The sequence below is a fragment of the Devosia ginsengisoli genome (assembly GCF_007859655.1).
In the GTDB taxonomy this organism is placed as follows: domain Bacteria; phylum Pseudomonadota; class Alphaproteobacteria; order Rhizobiales; family Devosiaceae; genus Devosia; species Devosia ginsengisoli.
In genome coordinates this window covers 2221221-2243237 of record NZ_CP042304.1, presented here as the reverse complement: position 1 = coordinate 2243237, position 22017 = coordinate 2221221, and the positions used below count along the sequence as shown (strand labels likewise).

Genomic DNA, 22017 nt, shown 5'->3' with positions numbered 1-22017 from the left:
ATGAGGTCTACTGAAAGAATCTGCGTCACTTGAGCCCTTCGCGCGTCCGCCCTTCCAAGAAAACCGGCCCCGTCACCTCAGCCTATGAGGGCCTGGCGGCGCGTGGCGCGCTGCTGGCCGATCCAGCGCAGCACGAGGCCGCCATGCTGCTCGATGCCGTACTGGCCGGGGTTTCGGCCGAACGCCCCAAGGGCCTCCTGGGCAAGCTCTTCGACAAAGGCGAGCCGGTGCGCGGGCTCTACCTCCATGGCGAGGTGGGGCGCGGCAAGACCATGCTGATGGACCTGTTCTTCGACGCCGTGCCGATCCGGCAGAAGCGGCGCGTGCATTTCCATGAATTCATGGACGAGATCCATGCCGGCATGGCCGCCTTCCGCAAAAGCAAGAAGGGCAAGGATGCCGACCCGGTCGAGGCCGTGGTGAAGCCCATCGTCAAATCCGGCCTGCGCCTGCTCTGCCTCGATGAATTCCATGTGCATGACATCACCAATGCCATGCTGCTCTATCGCCTGTTCGAAAAGCTCTTCGCCAATGGCGTGACGCTGGTGGCGACGTCCAATGTCGTGCCGGACGAGCTCTACAAGGACGGTCTCAACCGCCAGCTCTTCCTGCCCTTCATCGACCTGCTCAAGAGCCATGTGACCGTGGCGGCCCTGCCGGCGGCGCGGGACTACCGGCGCATGAAATTTGCCGGCCAGCATGTCTATGCCTTCGGCACCGGCCCGGACGTGCGCGCCGAGATGGACCGGCTCTGGCTGCGCATCACCGGGGGCGAGCCCGGCCATCCCGGCGTGGTCGAAAGCATCGGCCGGGAAATCCCGGTGCCATCTATGGCCATGGGCGCGGCGCGATTCGGCTTTGCCGACCTCTGCCAGAAGCCGCTGGGCTCGCGCGATTTCGTGCGCATCGCCCACCAGTTCGATTCCATCATCATCGACGATGTGCCGCAGATGGGTCGCACCATGTCCGACGCCGCCAAGCGTTTCATCCTTTTGATCGACAATCTCTACGATCGCGGCGTCAAGCTCGGCGCCAGCTTCGCCGTGCCGCTGGAACAGTTGGGCAAGGATGACAGGACGGCGTTCGAATTCCAGCGCACCGTGTCGCGACTCGATGAGATGCAGTCGGAGGAATATCTGGGCAAGGGGCTGCGGGAGGCCACTGAGCCTCCCCTCTCCCCTTGAGGGAAGGGTGGTTTTCCGCGTTCAGCGGAAAACCGGGTGAGGGGTCTTGCGCTCGCCTATGCTTCAATGTCCTTGGATAGCTCGATACCCCTCATGCGCCCTTCGGGCACCTTCTCCCTCAAGGGGAGAAGGGAAGAGGTGCCCATCCGGCACGCCCCCTTCGCCCATCAGCAAGGGCCTAAATCCCGTTTAGACGAACGGTTCACTTGCCCCTCATGATCGACGGGGTTAAGACGTGCGCCAATTCAACGCAGTCTGGGATGAGGACTTATGGCGCGCAAGAAGATCGCTCTTATTGGCTCGGGTCAGATCGGTGGCACGCTGGCGCTGCTGGCAGCCCAGAAGGAACTCGGCGACGTGGTCCTGTTCGACGTGCAGGAAGGCATCGGGCCGGGCAAGGCGCTCGATATTGCCCAGTCCGCACCCGCCCAGGGCCTGGCCGCATCGCTCAAGGGCACGTCCGAATACAAGGACATCAAGGATGCCGACGTGGTCATCGTCACGGCCGGCGTGCCGCGCAAGCCGGGCATGAGCCGCGATGACCTGCTGGAAATCAACCTCAAGGTGATGGAGCAGGTGGGCGCGGGCATTGCCAAATATGCCAAGAATGCGCTGGTGATCTGCATCACCAACCCGCTCGACGCCATGGTCTGGGCGCTGCAGAAGTTCTCCGGCCTGCCCGCCAACAAGGTGATCGGCATGGCCGGCGTGCTCGACAGCTCGCGCTTCATCCACTTCATCGCCGAAGAACTGGGCGTCTCCACCGAAGACGTCACCGCCTTCGTGCTGGGCGGCCATGGCGACACGATGGTGCCGCTGACCCGCTATTCCACCGTTGCCGGCATTCCGCTGACCGACGTGGTCAAGATGGGCTGGATGAGCAAGGAAAAGCTCGATTCCATCGTGCAGCGCACCCGCGACGGCGGCGCCGAGATCGTCGGCCTGCTCAAGACCGGTTCGGCCTTCTATGCGCCGGCGGCTTCCGCCATTGCCATGGCCGAGAGCTATCTCAAGGACAAGAAGCGCGTCATGCCCGCCGCGGCCTATCTCGACGGCCAGTATGGCGTCAAAGGCACCTATGTCGGCGTGCCCGTGGTCATCGGTGCCGGTGGCGCCGAGAAGGTCATCGAGATTTCACTGAACTCTGCTGAACAGAAGGCGTTCGACAAGTCGGTCGGCGCCGTCGAAGGCCTGATCGAGGCCTGCAAGAAGATCGCGCCGAAGCTGGCGTAACAAACCGCGGAGTCATCCCCGCGAAAGCGGGGACCTCCGTTTCTTGCGCCGCAAACAGAGGTTCCCGCTTTCGCGGGAATGACCCGGTGATAGGGTGTTGTCGGTGCAGCGCATACCCATCCAAGGGGACCAGACATGAATATCCATGAACATCAGGCCAAAGAGCTGCTGAAGTCGTATGGCGCGCCGGTTGCGGCAGGCGTCGCGATCTTTTCTGCGGATGAAGCCGAAGCGGCGGCGAAATCGCTGCCCGGCCCGCTCTATGTGGTCAAGAGCCAGATCCATGCCGGCGGGCGTGGCAAGGGCAAGTTCAAGGAACTGGGTCCCGACGCCAAGGGCGGCGTGCGCCTCGCCAAGTCCATCGCGGACGTGGTGACCAATGCCAAGGAAATGCTGGGCAATACGCTGGTAACCAAGCAGACCGGCGAGGCCGGCAAGCAGGTCAACCGCCTCTATATCGAAGACGGCGCCGATATCGCCCGCGAGCTCTATTGCTCGCTGCTGGTCGATCGCACCACCGGCCGCGTCTCCTTCGTCGTCTCCACCGAAGGCGGCATGGATATCGAGGCCGTTGCGCATGACACGCCCGAAAAGATCATTGCGGTCGATATCGATCCGATGGCCGGCGTCACCGCCGCCAATGTCGATGAGATCGTGATGGCCCTCAAGCTCGACGGCGATGCCAAGGTCGATGCCGCCAAGCTGTTCCCCATCCTCTACAAGGCGTTCACCGAAACCGACATGAGCCTGTTGGAAGTGAACCCGCTGATCGTGATGACCGACGGGCATCTGCGCGTGCTCGACGCCAAGGTCAGCTTCGACAACAATGCCGCTTTCCGCCATGACGAGCTCAAGGGCCTGCGCGACCTCTCCGAGGAAGACGCCAAGGAAATCGAGGCCAGCAAGTTCGATCTCGCCTATGTGGCGCTCGACGGCAATATCGGCTGCATGGTCAATGGCGCGGGTCTTGCCATGTCCACCATGGACATCATCAAGCTCTATGGCGCCGAGCCGGCCAACTTCCTCGACGTGGGCGGTGGCGCCTCCAAGGAAAAGGTCACAGCCGCGTTCAAGATCATCACGGCCGATCCGGCGGTGAAGGGCATCCTGGTCAACATTTTCGGCGGCATCATGCGCTGCGACGTCATCGCCGAGGGCGTGATTGCCGCGGTCAAGGAAGTGGGCCTGCAAGTGCCGCTGGTGGTTCGCCTCGAAGGCACCAATGTCAAGGAAGGCAAGGCCATCCTCAATCAGTCCGGCCTCAACGTCATCTCGGCCGACGACCTCGACGATGCCGCCCAGAAGATCGTCAAGGCGGTGCAGGGCTAGCGCGATGCGCGCCGGTCTCGCCGCCATCGCTGTTCTTGCCCTCTGCGTCACCCCGGTGGCGGCGCAGGGCAAGACCAAGCCGGGCGCCGTGCCGCAGAGTGTTGCGGCGCTCGAAATGTGCGAGACCTTTGCTGCCGGCGACGTGCTGGCGGTGGAAGCGGCCATCGAAAAGGGCTGGGATGCCTATGACGATGGCGGGGAAAGCCCCTATGTGCGCTCCTATTCGGGCAGCAAGGATTTGCCGGGCATCGGCTACGCCACCATGTTCGCGCTGATCGAAAGCTATCCCAACCTCACCTTCGGCTATTGCCGTGTCGATGTCAGCGATGTCACCGGCAATGCCGATGGCCAGGTGCAGGCCATTCAGAACCTGGACCGCTACGAAGGCGAGTCGATCCAGAATGGCGACGGCATCTTTGCCAGCCTCGCCGGTACGGATGACAAGAACCGGCTGCTGCTGACCCACCTGGCCCAGAATACCTTCGTGATCCAGCTATCCATCATCACCCCCAAGGCCGAAACGGCCGACTAGTTCAACGGCGCCTTGCCCCGGCAGGCGAATGGCGCCGCGCGCCCAGAGACGAAAGAGAAATAGATGTCCATTCTCGTCAACAAAGACACCCGCGTTCTCGTACAGGGCCTGACCGGCAAGACCGGCACGTTCCATACCGAGCAGGCGCTGGCTTACTTCGGCACCAAGATGGTCGGTGGCACCCACCCCAAGAAGGGTGGCGAGACCTGGTCCTCCGGCGTGGATGGGACGGAGCTTCCGATCTTTGCCTCGGTGGCCGAAGGCAAGGAGCGCACCGGCGCCAATGCCTCGGTGATCTATGTTCCCCCGCTGGCGCCGCTGCGGCCATCGAGGAAGCGATCGATGCGGAAATTCCGCTCATCGTCTGCATCACCGAAGGCGTGCCTGTGCTCGACATGGTGCGGGTTAAGGCCAAGCTCGACAAGTCGAAGTCGCGGCTGATCGGGCCGAACTGCCCGGGCGTGCTGACGCCGGAAGAATGCAAGATCGGCATCATGCCGGGCTCCATCTTCTCCAAGGGAAGCGTGGGCATTGTTTCCCGCTCGGGCACGCTTACCTATGAAGCAGTGTTCCAGACCACCAATGAAGGCCTCGGCCAGACCACTGCCGTCGGTATCGGCGGCGATCCGGTCAAGGGTACCGAGTTCATCGACATGCTCGAAATGTTCCTTGCCGACGAAGCCACCAAGTCGATCATCATGATCGGCGAAATCGGCGGTTCGGCCGAAGAAGATGCTGCCCAGTTCCTGATCGACGAGGCCAGGCGCGGCCGCAAGAAGCCGATGGCCGGTTTCATCGCCGGGCGCACGGCCCCTCCGGGCCGCACCATGGGCCATGCTGGCGCCGTAATTTCCGGCGGTAAGGGCGGCGCCGAGGAAAAGATCGCGGCAATGGAAGCGGCAGGGATTCGCGTCTCGGCCTCGCCGGCCCGCATCGGCGCGACGCTGGCGGAAGTGCTGAAGGGGTGAGATTGTCAGGTCACCCCCTCCCTATCTGCGCTACGGCCCGGTGGGCCTAGCTCCGATACCCTCCCCTCAAGGGGGAGGGTGACAGTGGTGGACGTGGCATTCGCTTGCCGTGCCCACCGCCTCCACCCTCCCCCTTGAGGGGGAGGGTAGCGAAGCCGGGCCGCGAGGCCCTGGCGCAGCTAGGGAGGGGGTATCTAAGCGTGCCGGATGCGACCAATGTCGGTCGCGCTTCGGACACAGAACGGTGCTACCCGTTCAATGTCTGCGGTGGGTACACAATCAAGTGAGCCGCGGCGCCAAACAGCGCCGCAAGTCTTAACAAGATACAAAGGAAAAGCGGTCAATATCCCCGAAACTTTGACCGCCCATGAAACCGGCCGGTGGCCGGTTCGTTGAGAAGGATGGCGGGGCGTGGGCCTCGCATGAAAAAGCGATGACACGACAGGAAAAGAACGACACGTTCTTGCTGACTTCGTTCCTCTATGGTGGGAACGCCGACTACATCGAACAACTCTATTCCCGCTACAAGACCGACCCTGGCAGTGTCGACGAGACGTGGAAGAGTTTCTTTTCCAAGCTCGACGATGGCGAAGGGGTGGCCCAGCAGAATGCCGAAGGGCCGAGCTGGAGCCGCAAGGACTGGCCGCAGACCGCCAATGGCGAACTGGTCAGCGCGCTGGACGGCAATTGGGGCGAAATCGCCATCAAGACCGAAAAGGCCGTGGCCAAGAAGGCCGAGGCTCTGGGCGTCGCCAAGTCGTCGGTCGCCGATGTGCTGCAGGCCACGCGCGATTCGATCCGCGCCATCATGATGATCCGTGCCTATCGCATGCGCGGCCACCTGCATGCCGATCTCGATCCGTTGAAGCTGATGGAAGAAGAGCCGGCCCCCGAGCTCGATCCGGCCAGCTATGGCTTCACCGAGGCCGATTTCAGCCGCAAGATCTTCATCGACAACTATCTGGGTCTCGAATACGCGACCATTCCGGAAATGCTGGCGATCCTGCAGCGCACGTATTGCGGCACTGTCGGCATCGAGTTCATGCATATCTCCGATCCTGAAGCCAAGCAGTGGATTCAGGAACGCATCGAGGGCCCGGACAAGGAAATCACCTTCACCGCCGAAGGCAAGAAGGCGATCCTGGCCAAGCTGATCGAGGCCGAAGGCTTCGAGAAGTATATCGACGTCAAGTATACCGGCACCAAGCGCTTCGGCCTCGATGGCGGTGAATCCACCATTCCGGCGCTCGAGCAGATCATCAAGCGCGGCGGTGCCCTGGGTATCAAGGACATCGTGCTGGGCATGGCCCACCGCGGTCGCCTGAACGTGCTGACCCAGGTGATGCAGAAGCCGCATCGCGCCCTGTTCCACGAATTCAAGGGCGGCGCCTTCTACCCTGACGACGTCGAGGGTTCGGGCGACGTGAAGTACCACCTCGGTGCGTCCTCCGACCGCGAATTCGACGGCAAGAAGGTTCATCTGTCGCTGACGGCGAACCCGTCGCATCTGGAAATCGTCGATCCGGTGGTGCTGGGCAAGGCCCGCGCCAAGCAGGACCAGCATATCGCGCCCGATGGCAAGCTGATCAATATCGCGGTCGATGGCAAGCCTGACCGCTCCACCGTGCTGCCGCTGCTGATCCATGGCGATGCGGCCTTTGCCGGGCAGGGCGTCATTGCCGAATGCCTGGGGCTGAGTGGCCTCAAGGGGCATCGTACGGGTGGCTCGATCCACTTCGTCATCAACAACCAGATCGGCTTCACCACGAGCCCGATGTATTCGCGCTCTTCGCCCTATCCGACCGATGTTGCCAAGATGATCGAGGCACCGGTTTTCCACGTCAACGGCGATGATCCGGAAGCCGTGGTCTTCGCGGCCAAGGTGGCGGTGGAGTACCGGCAGAAGTTCGGCAAGCCCGTCGTCATCGACATGTTCTGCTATCGCCGCTTCGGCCACAATGAAGGCGACGAGCCCAGCTTCACCCAGCCGCTGATGTATTCCCGCATCCGCAGCCACAAGTCCACGCTCGAGCTCTATTCGGAAAAGCTGGTGGCCGAAGGGCTGCTGACGGCCGAAGAAGTCGAAAAGCTCAAGGCCGGCTGGCGCGCGCATCTGGAAAGCGAGTTCGAGGCCGGGCAGGACTATCGTCCGAACAAGGCCGACTGGCTCGATGGCGCCTGGAAGGATTTCAAGCAGGCCGAGCAGGAAGGCCCGCGTCGCGGCCAGACCGGCGTCGAGATCGACCGCCTGACCGGCATCGGCACGGCGCTCACGCGCATTCCCGAAGGCTTCAACGTCCACAAGACGGTCAAGCGCTTCATGGACAATCGCCTGGCGGCGATTGAATCCGGCGAGGGCATCGACTGGGCCACGGCCGAGGCCCTGGCCTTCGGTACGCTGGTGACCGATGGTCATCCGGTCCGCCTCAGCGGCCAGGACGTCGAGCGCGGCACGTTCAGCCAGCGCCATTCGGTGCTCAACGACCAGCAGGTCGACAACAAGACCTATACGCCACTCAACAATCTCGATCCCGAGCAGAGCCGTTTCGAGGTCATCAATTCGATGCTTTCGGAAGAGGCCGTGCTCGGTTTCGAATACGGCTATTCGCTCGCCGAACCCAGGGCGCTGACCATCTGGGAAGCCCAGTTCGGCGATTTCGTGAATGGCGCGCAGGTGGTGATCGACCAGTTCATCTCTTCGGGCGAGCGCAAGTGGTTCCGCATGTCGGGCCTGGTGATGCTGTTGCCGCATGGCTATGAAGGGCAGGGGCCGGAACACTCGTCGGCCCGTCCCGAGCGCTTCCTGCAGCTTTGCGCCGAAGACAATATGCAGGTCGCCAACTGCACGACGCCGGCCAACTACTTCCACGTGCTGCGCCGCCAGATGGAACGCGACTTCCGCAAGCCGCTGATCCTGATGACGCCCAAGAGCCTCTTGCGCCACAAGCGGGCCACGTCGGGCTTGGCTGAAATGGGGCCGGATTCCTGCTTCCATCGCCTGTTGTGGGACGATGCCGAGGCGCCGGGCGTGCCCAAGACCACGATCAAGCTGGCTGCGGACGACAATATCCGCCGCGTCGTGCTCTGCACCGGCAAGGTCTACTATGACCTCCTGGAAGATCGCGAGAAGAAGGGCATCGACGATGTCTATCTACTGCGCATCGAGCAGCTCTATCCGTTCCCGGCCAAGGCCCTGCTCGACCTGTTGAGCCGATTCAAGAATGCCGAGATCATCTGGTGCCAGGAAGAGCCCAAGAATATGGGTGCCTGGGCGTTCATTCAGCCCTATGTTGAATGGGTGTTCGACCAGATGGGACGGACCGGCCAGCGCGTGCGCTATACCGGCCGCCCGGCCTCCGCTTCCACTGCCACGGGTCTGATGCGGACCCATCTAGCCCAATTGCAGGCCTTCCTCGACGAAGCCCTCGGCCAATAAAAGGACAAGCCAATGTCGACTGAAATCCGCGTGCCGACGCTGGGCGAAAGCGTCACCGAAGCGACCATCGGTCAGTGGTTCAAGAAGGTGGGCGACACCGTCGCCGCCGACGAGCCCATTGTCGAGCTGGAAACCGACAAGGTGACCATCGAAGTGCCCGCGCCGGCCGCCGGCGTGCTCGAAGCCATTGCCGTCCAGCCGGGCGAGACGGTGGATGTGGGCGCGCTGCTCGGCGCCATCGGCGGGGCAGGGGCCGGCGCTGCCGCCGCACCGGCCCCTGCCGCTGCCGCGCCCGCCAAGGCCGAAGTGCCTGCCGCCAATGCTGCCGGCCCCGAGCCGGTCAAACCCTCTGGCGGTACGTCCATGCCGCCGGCGCCATCCGCGCAGAAAATGCTCAACGAGACCGGCCTCAACGGCTCTGACATCGAGGGTTCGGGCAAGCGCGGCCAGGTGCTTAAGGAAGATGTGGTGGCTGCTGCCAGCAAGCCGGCTCCTGTTGTGGCCGAGGCGGCTCCTGCTGCCGCTCCCGCCGCCAAGCCTGTCGAGGCCAAGGCCCCGGCCGCTCCGCGTGCCCCGGTTGCCGCAGACGATGCCGCCCGCGAAGAGCGGGTCCGTATGACTCGCCTGCGCCAGACCATCGCCCGCCGCCTCAAGGATGCGCAGAACACTGCCGCCATGCTGACCACCTTCAACGAGGTGGACATGAAGCCGGTGATGGACCTGCGCGCGTCCTACAAGGAGCTGTTCGAGAAGAAGCATGGTGTCAAGCTGGGCTTCATGGGCTTCTTCACCAAGGCCGTGGTGCACGCGCTCAAGGAGATCCCCTCGGTCAATGCCGAAATCGACGGCGATGACCTGGTCTACAAGCAGTATGCCCATATCGGCGTGGCTGTGGGTACCGACAAGGGCCTCGTGGTCCCGGTGGTGCGCAATGCCGACCAGATGTCGATTGCCGATATCGAGAAGTCGATCAACGCGCTGGGCAAGAAGGCCCGCGACGGCCAGCTCTCCATGGCTGACATGCAGGGTGGCACCTTCACCATCTCCAATGGTGGCGTCTACGGCTCGCTGATGTCGACACCTATCCTCAACGCGCCGCAGTCTGGTATTCTTGGCATGCACAAGATCCAGGAACGGCCGGTCGTGGTCGGTGGCCAGATTGTCATCCGCCCGATGATGTATCTTGCCCTCTCCTACGATCACCGGATCGTCGACGGCAAGGAAGCCGTGACCTTCCTGGTCCGCGTCAAGGAAAGCCTCGAAGCGCCGGAACGCCTGGTGCTCGACCTCTAGTTCGCCGCAAAGCGATGACAGTTTGAGGGCCCGCTTCGGCGGGCCCTTTTCGTTAACGCGTTCGCTAGCGTTTTCGTGATGTCGGTGACGCCAGATGCTAACAGTCTGTTAACGTCAGTGGTCCAGATGCTAACGCGTTTTTCCCGGAGTAGTGCGCCTGTTGCGTCCCCTGATTTTTCCCGTCGTCATCTGGCTCGCCACACTTGTCCCCGCTTCCGCACAGGATGCCGCGGATGCCGAACTGATCGGCGAATTGATGGCCTTCCACGGCTCGCGCGCCATCGTTTCGGTGATGACCACCCATTGCTACGAAACCACCGGGCTCGACTCCGCCTACAAGACCGCCAGCGACAACTGGTACCTGCGCAATATCGGTTTCCTCGACCTGGCCAACCGGGTCATCGAGCGGCTGGGCGGGGGCGCCGAAGGTCAGCAGAAGGCCGCCGAAACCTATGGCGGCGCCGAGATCATGAGCGCCTACAATCAGGCCGGCGACAAGGATGGCTTCTGCCGCGCCTTCCTTGAACAGGTCGATAGCGGGGCGCTCGATATCGACAAAAGCCTGCCCGACGCCCTGGCCAAGGCCCAGGACATCGCGGCGCAGTAACGCCACCCCCACATGCGGGTTGGCGGCCGACGCCATTGCGCTAACCTGTCCCCGCTATTGGAGAGGGGCGTATTATGTGGCGGTCGATTTTCCTGGCTTCACTATTGCTGGTGGTTCCTGCCCAGGCCGCGGATTGCACGCTGACCAATGCGCGCTACAAGCAGCCGGACGCGCCGTGGTGGCTGACCTTCAAGCGGGTGCCGCAGTTTGCCGCGCCCAACCAGATGGCCGCCTTCTATCTCGAATTGCCCAATTCGGGCGTCGAGATGCAGGGCGGGGTCAGCATTCCCAATGGCTTCGGCTCGCCGCTCTGGTCCATAGAGGGGCCGTGCACGCCGCCCGAATTTGCCGAGGAAGGCGCGCCGGTCGAATTCTGCGGCTTCCTCGACAATACCCAGTATCCGGCCATCTACGGCGAGTATGACGGCAAGGTGCGGTTCCTCGATACCGATGCCGGCGCCGTGGCACCCGAGCAGGTCATCCTGCCCAACCTGGCGGCAAGCCTGTGGTATTCCAACTACCGGCAGACCGAGTGGATGGACGGTATCGACATCGGGGACGCCTTTACCCTTGTGGGATGCGACTGACCACATTGCCGCAGGCCTGTGCCTAGTGTAACTGCTGAACCGCAACAATTGCGGTGGCATGGCATGAGCTTTCCCTGGTTCGAATTTGCCGCGCTGATGCTGGCCTTCGGCATCAATGCGGTCATTCCCGGCGCCGATTTCGCCATGGTGCTGCGCCAGTCCATCGCCCATGGGCGGCGAGCCGCCCTGCTCACCTCGGCGGGCATTGCCACCTCGATCCTGGTTCACGGCAGTTATACGCTGCTGGGGATCGGCGTCATCGTCAGCCAGTCGCTGCTGGCCTTCAACATCATCAAGTGGATCGGCGCGGCCTATCTGGTGTGGCTGGCCATTTCGGCTCTGCGCAGTCCGGCGCCCAAGCCGCCGGCGGAAGATGACCTGACTGCGGCGAAGCGGGGCGATTTCGCCGCCTTTGCGCTGGGCTTCCTCACCAACCTGCTCAATCCCAAGGCCGTGCTGTTTTTCCTCGCGCTTTTCACCACGCTGGTTTCGGCGCATACGGGCGGTGACATCAAGGTGCTCTATGTGCTGTGCATGAGCCTCATGCTTTTTGCCTGGTTCGCATTGGTGTCGGTTTTCTTTACGACACCTTCGGTACGGCAGGGCTTTTTCCGTTTCGGCCGGTGGTTTAATCGGGTTACCGGCATTACATTCCTTGTGCTGGCCGTCCGCGTGGCGATAGCGCAGCAACACTAACAGGTTTTCGGGGCTACAAATGGCAGACGCGTTCGATCTCACCATCATCGGCTCGGGTCCGGGCGGCTATGTCGCGGCGATCCGGGCGGCGCAACTGGGCATGAAGGTTGCGGTGGTGGAAAAGTGGGCGACGCTGGGCGGCACCTGCCTCAATATCGGCTGCATTCCCTCCAAGGCCCTGCTGCATGCCTCCGAGCTGTTCGAAGAGGCCGGGCACGGCTTCAAGGCGCTGGGCATCGACATTCCCGCGCCGACGCTGAACCTGCCGCAGATGATGAACCACAAGACCGAAACGGTTGCGGCCAATGTCGGCGGGGTCGATTACCTGTTCAAGAAGAACAAGATCACCACCCTGCGCGGCATCGGCACCATCGTGTCACCCGGCAAGGTGCTGGTGACGCCGCAGACCGGCGCACCCACCGAGATCGAGACCAAGAATATCGTCATCGCCACCGGTTCGGTATCGGCCGGCCTGCCGGGCATCGAGATCGACGAAAAGAAGATCGTCACCTCCACCGGCGCGCTGACGCTGGACAAGGTGCCGGGCAAGCTGCTGGTCATCGGTGCCGGCGTCATCGGGCTCGAGCTGGGCTCGGTCTGGGCGCGGCTGGGCAGCCAGGTGACGGTGGTGGAATATCTCGACCGCATCCTGCCCGGCATGGATAGCGAAGTGGCCCGCCAGTTCCAGCGCATGCTGCAGAAGCAGGGCATGGAGTTCAAGCTCTCCAGCAAGGTCGCCGGCATCGACAGGCAGGACGACGGTTCGCTCAAGGTGCGGGTCGAGCCGGCCAAGGGCGGCGATATGGAAATTCTCGACGCCGATGTGGCCCTGGTCGCTATCGGCCGCAAGCCCTTCACCGAGGGGCTGGGCCTCGACATCGTGGGCGTGGCGCTGGATGAGCGCGGCCGCGTGCGGGTCGATCAGCACTACAAGACCTCGGTCGACGGCATCTATGCCATTGGCGACGTCATCGCCGGGCCGATGCTGGCGCACAAGGCCGAGGACGAGGGCATTGCCGTGGCCGAAATTCTCAATGGCCAGGCCGGCCATGTGAACTATGCCGCCATTCCGGCGGTGGTCTATACCAATCCGGAAATCGCCTCGGTCGGCAAGACCGAGGACGAGCTCAAGGCTGAAGGCGTGGACTACAAGATTGGCAAGTTTCCCTTCACCGCCAATGGTCGCGCCAAGGCCATGCTGGCGACGCAGGGCTTCGTCAAGATCCTCGCCGATGTCGAGACCGACCGGGTGCTGGGCGCGCATATCGTCGGCAAGAATGCCGGCGAGATGATCCACGAACTTGTCGTGCTGATGGAATTTTCGGGTTCTTCCGAGGACCTGGCCCGCTCGACCCATGCCCATCCGACCCTGTCGGAAGCGGTGCGCGAAGCGGCCCTGTCGCTCGGCGACGGCGCCATCCATATCTGATCTGATATCAGAGCTAAGTCATTGCGCCGCCGGCTTATCCCCGGCGGCGTTTCTGTTGTTATAATGGAAATCCTGGCCTGATCAGGTGTGCGGCAGCGCCGGAAAACTTATCCCCATAGGGGCAAATTCGGGTCAAAATTCATCATACAAGTTACGAATTATTGTATGTTGACTTCCGTTTTCGTCTTCCATACCAGTTCTTCACCAAGCTTGCATGGAGTCCAGAAGACCTCAAGCGGCTTGAGCGGCGGGAGGGAAGTCCCGGCGCGGATCAACGGCATCGACGGACGGCACGAGAAGGCCGGACCGATGTCACCTTTGGGAGGACATTTCCATGTTTCATCTGCCTAAACTGGCGGCGACCGCACTCGTCGCTGCTGCAATGATGGCTTCGACGGCCAGCGCCCAGACCGTGCTGCGCTCGTCCGATACCCATCCCGATGGTTATCCGACCGTCGAGGCGGTCAAGTATTTCGGCGAATTGCTGAGCGAGAAGACCGATGGCCGCTATTCGGTCGAAGTGTTCCACTCCGCCCAGCTCGGCGAAGAAAAGGACACGATCGAGCAGACCCAGTTCGGCGTGATCGACCTCAACCGCATCTCGATCGGCGCCTTCGGTACCCAGGTGCCGGAAGCCACCGTCACCCAGCTGCCCTATATCTTCCGCTCGGCCGACCACATGCACCATGTGCTCGATGGCCCGATCGGCGAGGAAATCCTCAAGGCCTTCGACGCCGTGGACGTGATTGCGCTGGCCTATTACGACGGCGGCGCCCGCTCGTTCTACAATAGCGGCAAGCCGATCAATACGCCGGCCGATATGGCGGGCATGAAGCTGCGCGTCATGCAGTCGGACATCTTCGTGGACATGGTTGCGGCCTTTGGCGGCAATGCCACCCCGATGCCCTATGGCGAAGTCTATTCGGGTATCCAGACCGGCGTTATCGATGGCGCCGAGAACAATTATCCGAGCTACGACACCGCCGGCCATGCCGAAGTCGCCAAGTATTACTCGCTCGACGAACACCTGATGGTGCCGGAAGTCCTGGTGATCTCCAAGGTCGTCTGGGATGGCCTGACGCCGGAAGACCAGGTGCTGTTCCGTGAAGCCGCCCAGGAATCCGTGGCCAAGCAGCGCGAGCTGTGGGCCGCCAAGGAAGTCGAATCCAAGGCTGCCGTGGAAGCGCTGGGCGCTGTCATCAACGAAGTCGACAAGGCTCCCTTCATCGAAGCAATGGGCCCGGTCTATGACAAGTATGTCACCGATCCCAAGCTCAAGGACCTGGTTGCCCGCATTCAGGCCACCGAATAATCTTGCGCGTTGCGGGCCGGCGTCTCCACGCCGGCCCGTTCTGCTTGCCGGAGGACAATCATGAAAGACAGGCTTCTGGCGACCAGCCGTGTGCTGGGTCAGGTTTCAAACGCCGCATTGTGGGTGGCCGGAACGGGCCTGGTGGCCATGACCGCGATCGTCGCCTACCAGGTGTTCATGCGCTTCGTGATCAATTCGTCGCCTGCCTGGACCGAGTCCGGCGCGATCATGATCATGACCTGGTTCATCTTTCTGGGCGCGGCGGTCGGCGTGCGCGAGAACTTCCATATGGGGTTCGACGTGCTGATCTATGTGCTGCCGCCAGGCGCGAAGCCGTGGCTGCGCGCCATCAGCGATATCTGCATCTTCGCCTTTGCCTTCGGCATGGTGTTCTATGGCGGCGAGTTGGCCATACGCTATTGGTCGACGCGTATTCCGGTGCTGGGCCTGCCCACCGCTTTCACTTATTTCCCCATCGTGGTCTCGGGCATCCTGATGTGCCTGTTCTCGCTGGAGCGCCTGCTGCTGCGGGCTGCGGGCGAGCCGATTGACGACATCCCCGTCGATCCCACGATCACCGAGGCCTGAGACTATGGAATACTGGATTCTTTTCGGTGTCTTCACCCTGCTGATGGTGATCGGCACGCCGATCGCCTACTGCCTGGGTATCGCCAGCTTCGCCACCATCATCTATCTCGGCCGTCCGGCCATCGTGGTGTTCCAGCAGCTCAATTCGGGTGTTTCCGCCTTCACGCTGCTGGCCATTCCCTTCTTCATCTTCGCCGGCGACCTGATGATGCGCGGCGGTATCGCGGCGCGGATCATCTCCTTTGCCGGGGCGCTGATCGGGCATGTGCGCGGTGGGCTGGGGCAGGTCAATATCGCGGCCTCGACCTTGTTCGGCGGCATTTCCGGTTCGGCCGTGGCCGAGGCGGCTGCGGTGGGCGGCATCATGATCCCGCAGATGAAAGAGCGCGGTTATGGCGCCGACTATGCCGTCAACGTCACCTCCATGGCGGCGCTGATCGCGCTGCTGCTGCCGCCCAGCCACAACATGATCATCTATTCGCTCGCCGGGGGCGGCAATATCTCGATTGCCGACCTGTTCACCGCGGGCATCATTCCCGGCCTGCTGCTGGCTGCGGCGCTGAGCGTCACCGCCTATTGGGTGGCCGTGAAGCGCGGCTATCCCACCGAGAAATTTCCCGGTTTTCGCCGGGCCGGCTATTTCCTGCTCGTGTCCATTCCCGGCCTGATGCTGATCGCCATCATCTTCGGCGGCGTGCGTTCTGGCATTTTCACGGCGACGGAAAGCTCGTGTATCGCAGTGATCTATGCGCTGCTGGTGACGCTGCTGGTCTATCGCTCGCTGAGCTGGAGCGAATTCGTCCACTCCGTGCTGGGCGCGGTGCGGACCACGGCCATGGTGCTGTTCATCATCGGCGCGGCCGCCTCGTTCGGCTGGCTGATGGCCTATCTCAAGGTGGCAACCATCCTCACCGCCGGCATGGCCGCGATTTCCAGCGATCCGCTGCTGGTGCTGATCATGATCAACATCGTGCTGCTGCTGCTCGGCACCTTCATGGATATGGGGCCGCTGATCATCATCACCACGCCGATCTTCCTGCCCATGGTAAAGGCCTTCGGCGTTGATCCGGTGCATTTCGGCGTCATCATGATCCTCAACCTGGGCATCGGGCTCAACACGCCGCCACTCGGGCCGGTGCAGTTCGTGGCCGCGGCGGTGGGCAAGATCACCGTCATGGAAGCGATGAAGAGCGTCTGGCCATTCTACCTGGCCGGGATCATCGTGCTGGCCCTGGTGACCTATATTCCGGCGCTGTCGCTGTGGCTGCCGGCTCTGTTCCGGGGCTAGTCATGAGCATGCCCGACATCGGGGCAGCGCCCGGCGGGCGCAAGCCCAAGCTGGCTGAACTGGTGGTGCAGACGCTGCGCAAGCGCATCGTCACGGGGGAATACGACACCGGCAGCAAGCTGCCCACCGAAAGCCAGATGACCAAGATTTTCGGGGTCAGCCGCACGGTGGTGCGCGAGGCCATTGCGGCGCTGGCGGCCGACGGCATCGTGGAGGCCCGACAGGGCGCGGGCGTCTTCGTGCTGGCGCGGGCCGGCATGCGCGCTATCGATAGCGGCAACCGCATCTCGGACGCGATCAACGTGCTCGAAGTGCGCATGGGCATCGAAATCGAGAGCGCCGGGCTCGCCGCGCAGCGGCGCACCAATTCGCAGGATGCCGCGATCCACGAGGCATTCCACGAATTCGACCGGCTGCTCGAACGGGACGAACCGACCGGCCGGGCCGACTTCAACCTGCATCACGCCATCGCGGCGGCAACCAGCAACCCCTTCTATGTCGAGGTGCTGGAAGCGCTGGGCACCCGCGCCATTCCCTGCGATGTCCAGGCGCCCTGGCCCATCGAAACCGTCCTGTCACGCGAATACCAGCGGGCCGTGCAGGCCGAGCACTGGACGATCATTTCAGCGATCAGCGAGCAGGATATCGAAACGGCGCGGGCCGCGATGCGCCGTCATCTGGTGCGTAGCCAGGAACTTTATCGTCAACGCCTTCGGGACAGCGGGCCGGCTTCGGACCCGCGCAAGTAGATTACAGGATTATTTTATGACTACCGATTTCGACATCCGTTTTGCCATCGACCCCGTATCGGCCGCGACCATGAATACCGAGGAATTGCGCGAGCATTTCCTGATCGATGACCTGTTTGCGCCGGGCGCCGTCAACTGGACCTATACCCATTATGACCGCATGGCGGTGGGTGGTGCCGTGCCTGCCGGCGGAGCGCTCGTGCTCGAAGCGATCAAGCCGACGGGCACGGCCAATTTCCTCGACCGCCGCGAGCTGATCGCCGCCAATATCGGCGAAGCCGGGACGATTTCGATCGATGGCCAGGACTATGCCGTGGGCTCGCGCGACATGCTCTATGTGGGCATGGGCGCCAAGGATGTGCGCTTCTCGGGCAAGGGCGCCAAATTCTACCTGCTGAGCGCGCCGGCCCATGCCAGCCATCCGACGAAACTGATCCGGCAGGGCGACGCCAAGCGGCTGGAAATGGGCAGCCAGGAAACGGCCAATGAGCGCACGATCTTCCAGTTCGTCAATGCCGACAGCGTCAAGACCTGCCAGCTGGTGGTGGGCCTGACCAGCTTCGCCCCCGGTTCGGTGTGGAACACCATGCCGGCGCATGTGCATGACCGGCGCATGGAGGCCTATCTCTATTTCGACCTCAAGCCCGACGCCTTCGTTGTGCATCTGATGGGCGAGCCGGACGAGACGCGCCACATCATCATGCGCAATGAGGAAGCGGTGATCTCGCCGCCCTGGTCGATCCATGCCGGCGCGGGCACCGGTTCCTACACCTTCATCTGGGCCATGGCCGGCGACAATATCGACTATACCGACGCCGAGAAGGTCGGCATGGACGAGCTGCTGTGACCGATCTTTCCGCATTCAGCCTTGCTGGCAAGACAGTCCTGGTGACCGGGGCCAATACCGGCATCGGGCAGGGTATTGCGCTCGGCATCGGCCGGGCTGGTGGCAAGGTGATCGGCGTTGGCCGTTCGGACATGGACGAGACGGCTGCGCTGCTGGCGGGTCTCGGAGCAGAATTCGTGGCGGTGAAGGCCGATCTGGGCTCGACCGCTGCGGCGCAGGCGATGTTCGATGCCGCCTGGGAGCAGCATGGTCCCATTGATGGGCTGGTCAACAATGCCGGCATCATCAAGCGGGTCGATGCGGTGGATTTCACCGAGGCCGACTGGGACCAGGTGATGGACATCAACCTCAAGACGATGTTCTTCCTGTGCCAGTCGCTCGGCAAGCGCGCCATGGCGGCGGGGCGGACCGGCAAGATCGTCAATATCTCATCGATGCTGAGCTTCCAGGGCGGCATTCGCGTCGCCAGCTACACCGCCTCCAAGAGCGGTGTGCTGGGGATCACGCGGCTGCTGGCCAACGAATGGGCGGCCAAGGGCATCAACGTCAATTCGATTGCCCCCGGCTATATCGAGACCAACAATACCGAGGCGTTGCGGGCCGATCCGGATCGGTCGGCCGCGATCCTCGGACGCATTCCGGCGGGACGCTGGGGCGCCCCGTCCGACATTGGCGATGCGGCGGTATTCCTGCTGTCGCAAGCGTCCAACTATATGCATGGCGCCGTCATCCCGGTGGATGGCGGGTGGCTGGCGAGGTAACGAGATGAGTGAGCAGAAGCTGTTCGCGCAGCCCAACGAAACCGACTGGACCGAACTGGCGCCGGGCAATACGCGGCGCGTGCTGATCCATACGCCGGAGCTGATGCAGGTCGAATTCGGCTTCGAGCAGGGCGCTGTCGGCGCGCCGCACAGCCATCCCCATATCCAGGTGAGCTATGTGGCCGAGGGGCGGTTCGAGGTGACCATCGACGGGCAAAGCCAGGTGGTGGAGCAGGGCGGCAGCTTCATCGTGCCGTCGGGGCTGGTGCATGGCGTGGTGGCCCTGACGCGCGGGCGGCTGGTGGATGTGTTCACGCCCATGCGGGCGGATTTCGTCTAGCCGATTTCCGCCAGCATCGCCGCATAGGCCGCGTCGTGCCTGCCGCCCCAGTTGTCCGGCTCGGTCAACCGTCCCCGCCTTGGCGGGATGAAGCTGTAGATACGGCGCTCCGGCTCCTCGCGCCATTGCAGGTTGAAGGCGGCGTAGCGGGGGAAGAATTCCATGTCGTGATAGGGCAGGTGGTCATGCACCCACCAGGCCATGGCTTCCCAGTCGCCGGTGCGCTCGTAGTAGGGGACGAAACGGTTGACGACGATGCAGGCGGTGGCGCCCATGCGACCTTCGGCATCGCGACGGTCCCAGATATGGCCAGCGAAATTGGTTTCGTTGCGCCCGCAATTGAGCTTGTGGACATTGCCGAAATGGTTGACCTCGGACGAGCGATAGGCGGAGCGGATGGAAATCTTGCCAAAGCGCGCCTGCAGCGGCTCGAGCAGGGTTTCGCAGAGCGCCTTGCCGGCTGCTATGGCGAGGTCGGGATCATTAGGAATGTTCTGGAAGCCATGCATGACGGCGATTTCCGAATAGAGGAAATCGCGCAGGAAGAAGTTCTTGCTGAGGCGGACGCGGCCGAGATCCTCGAGGCTTTTGACGGATTTGGGCTGGCGCATGCTGGCTCTCACTGGACGCGGCAATCTCTTGCGATAACGTGGCGCAAGACAACCCGGTTTCGACAAGTCAGGACGGAGCATGCTGCTCATTGCCTTCTACATAGCCATTGCCGCCGAAGCGATGACTGCGGCGCTCGCGGCAGGCCGACGGAACATGGACTGGTTTGGCGTCTGCCTTATCGCCTGCGTCACGGCTTTGGGCGGAGGAACCTTGCGGGACATTCTGCTCGATCACTATCCTTTGGTCTGGGTCGAAAACCCCTATCTCCTGCTGGAGGTCTGTGCTGCGGCCCTGATCACCATTCCGCTGGCGCGGCTGGTCGATCGCCTGCGCTGGCCGTTCCTGCTGCTCGATGCGCTGGGGCTCGTCGTCTTCACCGTCATCGGCTGCAATATTGGCATCGAGGCGGGCGTGCATCCCATCATCGTCATCGTGGCCGGCATGGTGACGGGGACGGCGGGCGGCATCCTGCGCGACGTGCTGTGCAATGACGTTCCGCTGATTTTCCAGGGCGAGCTCTATGCCACCGTCTCCATGGTGACCGGTGGCGTCTACTACGTCGGCCTGATCGGCGGGCTGCCGGGCGACCTGATGGCCATTATTGCCATCGCCATCGGTTTTGTCCTGCGTGTCCTGGCCCTGATCTTCCGCTGGGAAATGCCGAAATTCGTCTACGACCGGGAGATGCGGAAATGAAACCCGGCCGCATCGTGCCGTCGTACCGGGCCGGGTTCGACACCTGGTTGCTGCCCGCGAGCGAATAGGGCTTTTCCCAGGGGCGGGGATGTGGCATGGCCTCTACCATACAAGAAGAGTGGAGTGCCTGATTTGCGACAGACCTGGCGGTGGTTCGGACCCAAAGACCTGTGCAGCATCGATGATATCACCCAGGTCGGTGCCGTGGGCGTGGTCAGCGCCTTGCATCATGTGCCCAATGGCGCGGTGTGGACGCCCGAGGAGATCGCCAAACGCCATGCCGAGATCGGCACGCGCAAGGATGGCACGCCGTCGGGCCTGACCTGGGACGTGGTGGAAAGCCTGCCGGTTTCCGAAGACATCAAGAAGCAGAAGGACGGCTGGAGCGAGCATATCGAGAACTACAAGGTCTCGATGAAGAACCTCGCCGATAGTGGCATCGAGGTCATCTGCTACAATTTCATGCCGGTGCTGGACTGGACGCGCACCGACCTGCGCTGGAACGTGCCCAATGGCGGCTCGTGCATGCGCTTCGACATCAACGACTTCGCTGCCTTCGACATCCATGTGCTGCAGCGCCGGGGCGCTGCCACTGACTATACCAATGCCATTGCCGACGAGGCGGAGCGGCGCTTTGCCAATATGGACGATGCGGCCCGCAAGCAGTTGGCGCGCAATGTCACGATGGGCCTGCCGGGCTCGACGGAGTCCATGACGCTGGAGGATGTGCAGAGCCATCTCGACGAATATGGCGCCATCACCCGCGAGCGGCTGCGCGCCAATTTCGTCGACTTCCTCGATGCGGTCGTGCCCACGGCAGAAGACCTGGGCCTGCGGCTCTGCTGCCATCCGGACGACCCGCCGTTCGCTTTGCTCGGCCTGCCGCGCGTCATGTCGACCGAGGCGGACTACAAGTACATTCTCGATGCGGTGGAGAGCCCCGCCAATGGCATGACGCTGTGCTCGGGCTCCCTCGGCGCGCGGCCGGACAATGACCTGCCGGGCATGATGGAGCGGCTGGGCGACAAGGTACATTTCCTGCATCTGCGCAACGTCAAGCGCGACAATGACGACATTGTCGGCTCGTTCTACGAGGCCGAGCATCTCGCCGGCGATACCGATATGGTCGCGCTGATCGCGGCCGTGGTACGCGAGGAGAAGAAGCGCAAGGCGGCGGGCCGCAAGGACCACATCATTCCCATGCGCCCCGATCACGGGCAGGACATTCTCGACGATCTCGGCCGGCGCTCGCAGCCGGGCTATCCGACCATCGGGCGGATGAAGGGACTGGCCGAATTGCGCGGCGTGATGATGGCGCTGGAGCATGAAGAGCTGGGGCTGCGGTAGTCGGCTACGGCTGCTTTTTTTGCTTGTGGCTCACCCCCACCCTCATTCCCTCCCCACAAGGGGGAGGGAAGCCTGTTTGGTGGATGAGACAATATTGGACCACTGGCCTCGCCCATGCGCCTCCCTCCCCTTGATGGGGAGGGATTGAGGGTGGGGTGGGGCCCGGCGTGCTGAGGGCGTTTC

At 62.8% G+C, this 22017-nt stretch carries 20 protein-coding genes and 1 pseudogene; 20 read left to right on the top strand and 1 reads right to left on the bottom strand.

Going from position 1 to position 22017, the window contains the following annotated elements:
- Positions 1-29 precede the first annotated feature (29 nt).
- From zapE to FPZ08_RS10895, 18 genes and pseudogenes are all read left to right on the top strand, one after another.
- Positions 30-1184 carry a cell division protein ZapE gene (zapE, locus tag FPZ08_RS10980; protein WP_146290060.1) on the top strand — a complete coding sequence of 385 codons (1155 nt, stop codon included), beginning with the start codon at positions 30-32 and terminating at the stop codon, positions 1182-1184.
- 270 nt (positions 1185-1454) lie between these two features.
- On the top strand, positions 1455-2417 hold the full coding sequence (mdh, locus tag FPZ08_RS10975; protein WP_146290059.1) for a malate dehydrogenase: 963 nt from the start codon (positions 1455-1457) through the stop codon (positions 2415-2417).
- Between the two features lie 135 nt (positions 2418-2552).
- Entirely contained in the window at positions 2553-3746 is a 1194-nt protein-coding gene (gene sucC, locus FPZ08_RS10970) for an ADP-forming succinate--CoA ligase subunit beta (RefSeq protein ID WP_146290058.1), read from the top strand.
- A 4-nt stretch (positions 3747-3750) separates the two neighbouring features.
- Positions 3751-4278 carry a hypothetical protein gene (locus tag FPZ08_RS10965; protein WP_146290057.1) on the top strand — a complete coding sequence of 176 codons (528 nt, stop codon included), beginning with the start codon at positions 3751-3753 and terminating at the stop codon, positions 4276-4278.
- Between the two features lie 63 nt (positions 4279-4341).
- Positions 4342-5246, top strand: a pseudogene (sucD, locus tag FPZ08_RS10960) (succinate--CoA ligase subunit alpha).
- Between the two features lie 433 nt (positions 5247-5679).
- Positions 5680-8682 carry a 2-oxoglutarate dehydrogenase E1 component gene (locus FPZ08_RS10955; RefSeq protein ID WP_146290056.1) on the top strand — a complete coding sequence of 1001 codons (3003 nt, stop codon included), beginning with the start codon at positions 5680-5682 and terminating at the stop codon, positions 8680-8682.
- A gap of 12 nt (positions 8683-8694) precedes the next feature.
- Positions 8695-9975 carry a 2-oxoglutarate dehydrogenase complex dihydrolipoyllysine-residue succinyltransferase gene (odhB, locus tag FPZ08_RS10950; RefSeq protein ID WP_146290055.1) on the top strand — a complete coding sequence of 427 codons (1281 nt, stop codon included), beginning with the start codon at positions 8695-8697 and terminating at the stop codon, positions 9973-9975.
- 160 nt (positions 9976-10135) lie between these two features.
- Positions 10136-10582, top strand: a complete 447-nt coding sequence (locus FPZ08_RS10945; RefSeq protein WP_146290054.1) for a hypothetical protein — start codon at positions 10136-10138, stop codon at positions 10580-10582.
- A gap of 74 nt (positions 10583-10656) precedes the next feature.
- A complete protein-coding gene (locus FPZ08_RS10940) occupies positions 10657-11169 on the top strand; it encodes a hypothetical protein (protein ID WP_146290053.1) in 513 nt (170 codons plus the stop codon).
- Positions 11170-11232: 63 nt separating this feature from the next.
- The gene (locus FPZ08_RS10935; RefSeq protein ID WP_146290052.1) at positions 11233-11865 is read left to right on the top strand and encodes a LysE family transporter; all 633 of its coding nucleotides are present in this window, start codon (positions 11233-11235) and stop codon (positions 11863-11865) included.
- Between the two features lie 19 nt (positions 11866-11884).
- Positions 11885-13294, top strand: a complete 1410-nt coding sequence (gene lpdA, locus FPZ08_RS10930) for a dihydrolipoyl dehydrogenase (protein WP_146290051.1) — start codon at positions 11885-11887, stop codon at positions 13292-13294.
- A 334-nt stretch (positions 13295-13628) separates the two neighbouring features.
- The gene (locus FPZ08_RS10925) at positions 13629-14606 is read left to right on the top strand and encodes a TRAP transporter substrate-binding protein (RefSeq protein ID WP_146290050.1); all 978 of its coding nucleotides are present in this window, start codon (positions 13629-13631) and stop codon (positions 14604-14606) included.
- Positions 14607-14666: 60 nt separating this feature from the next.
- The gene (locus FPZ08_RS10920) at positions 14667-15194 is read left to right on the top strand and encodes a TRAP transporter small permease (RefSeq protein ID WP_146290049.1); all 528 of its coding nucleotides are present in this window, start codon (positions 14667-14669) and stop codon (positions 15192-15194) included.
- Between the two features lie 4 nt (positions 15195-15198).
- Positions 15199-16482, top strand: coding sequence for a TRAP transporter large permease (locus FPZ08_RS10915; protein WP_146290048.1), 1284 nt, complete (start codon positions 15199-15201; stop codon positions 16480-16482).
- Between the two features lie 2 nt (positions 16483-16484).
- Positions 16485-17231, top strand: coding sequence for a FadR/GntR family transcriptional regulator (locus FPZ08_RS10910; RefSeq protein WP_146290047.1), 747 nt, complete (start codon positions 16485-16487; stop codon positions 17229-17231).
- Positions 17232-17247: 16 nt separating this feature from the next.
- Positions 17248-18078: a 5-dehydro-4-deoxy-D-glucuronate isomerase gene (gene kduI / locus FPZ08_RS10905; protein ID WP_146290046.1), complete on the top strand. Its 831-nt coding sequence runs from the start codon at positions 17248-17250 to the stop codon at positions 18076-18078.
- Complete coding sequence (kduD, locus tag FPZ08_RS10900; protein WP_146290045.1) at positions 18075-18839, top strand: 2-dehydro-3-deoxy-D-gluconate 5-dehydrogenase KduD; 765 nt, start codon at positions 18075-18077, stop codon at positions 18837-18839. The genes kduI and kduD overlap by 4 nt, the downstream gene beginning before the upstream one ends.
- A gap of 4 nt (positions 18840-18843) precedes the next feature.
- Positions 18844-19179, top strand: coding sequence for a cupin domain-containing protein (locus tag FPZ08_RS10895; protein WP_186767302.1), 336 nt, complete (start codon positions 18844-18846; stop codon positions 19177-19179).
- Here FPZ08_RS10895 and FPZ08_RS10890 read toward each other — a convergent pair.
- The gene (locus FPZ08_RS10890) at positions 19176-19790 is read right to left on the bottom strand and encodes a hypothetical protein (RefSeq protein WP_146290044.1); all 615 of its coding nucleotides are present in this window, start codon (positions 19788-19790) and stop codon (positions 19176-19178) included. The two genes, FPZ08_RS10895 and FPZ08_RS10890, sit on opposite strands and share 4 nt — an antisense overlap.
- A gap of 79 nt (positions 19791-19869) precedes the next feature.
- On the opposite strand from FPZ08_RS10890, the gene FPZ08_RS10885 reads away from it, so the two are divergent.
- Together FPZ08_RS10885 and uxuA are read left to right on the top strand one after the other, a co-directional pair.
- A complete protein-coding gene (locus FPZ08_RS10885) occupies positions 19870-20487 on the top strand; it encodes a trimeric intracellular cation channel family protein (protein ID WP_146290043.1) in 618 nt (205 codons plus the stop codon).
- A 132-nt stretch (positions 20488-20619) separates the two neighbouring features.
- Entirely contained in the window at positions 20620-21834 is a 1215-nt protein-coding gene (uxuA, locus tag FPZ08_RS10880; protein ID WP_146293081.1) for a mannonate dehydratase, read from the top strand.
- Positions 21835-22017: the final 183 nt, after the last annotated feature.